Source organism: Pseudomonas sp. K5002 (assembly GCF_013386655.1).
In the GTDB taxonomy this organism is placed as follows: Bacteria; Pseudomonadota; Gammaproteobacteria; order Pseudomonadales; family Pseudomonadaceae; genus Aquipseudomonas.
The window spans coordinates 208-742 of sequence record NZ_JACARK010001148.1 but is presented as its reverse complement, the minus strand read 5'-3'; the positions used below and the strand labels follow the sequence as shown (position 1 = coordinate 742).

The window sequence follows — 535 nt, the reverse complement described above, 5'->3', positions numbered from 1 at the left end:
CGACCTGACCATCGACCCGCAACTGCTGGCGCGCGCCGCCGCGTTGCGTGAACAGTGGCACGCCAGTGAACGCCCGGTGTGGATCGCCGCCAGCACCCACGAAGGCGAAGACGAAGTGGTGCTCGCCGCCCATCGCCAGTTGCTTGCCAGTTATCCCAATGCGTTGCTGATCCTGGTGCCGCGCCATCAGGAGCGCTTCAACCCGATGTTCGAGTTGTGCCAGCAACAGGGTTTCGCCACGGTGCGTCGCTCCAGCGGCGAGGCGGTGACGGCGCAAACCTCGGTGTTGCTGGGCGACACCATGGGCGAGTTGCTGTTTCTGTATGCCCTGGCCGACAGCGCTTTTGTCGGCGGTAGCCTGGTTGCCACGGGCGGGCATAACCCGCTGGAACCGGCGGCCTTGGCCAAGCCGGTTATCTGCGGGCCCCACGTGTTCAACTTCCTTGAAATCAGCGCAATGATGCGTGACGCCGGTGCGTTGCAGGAAGTGGACGATGCCGAGGGTTTGGCGGTGGCGGTGCAGCGTTTGTTCGAG

1 pseudogene is annotated in these 535 nt (G+C 64.5%); it reads left to right on the top strand.

Annotation, left to right across the window (positions count from 1 at the left end):
• A pseudogene (locus tag HX846_RS34220) lies at positions 1–535 on the top strand (3-deoxy-D-manno-octulosonic acid transferase); the annotation flags it as partial.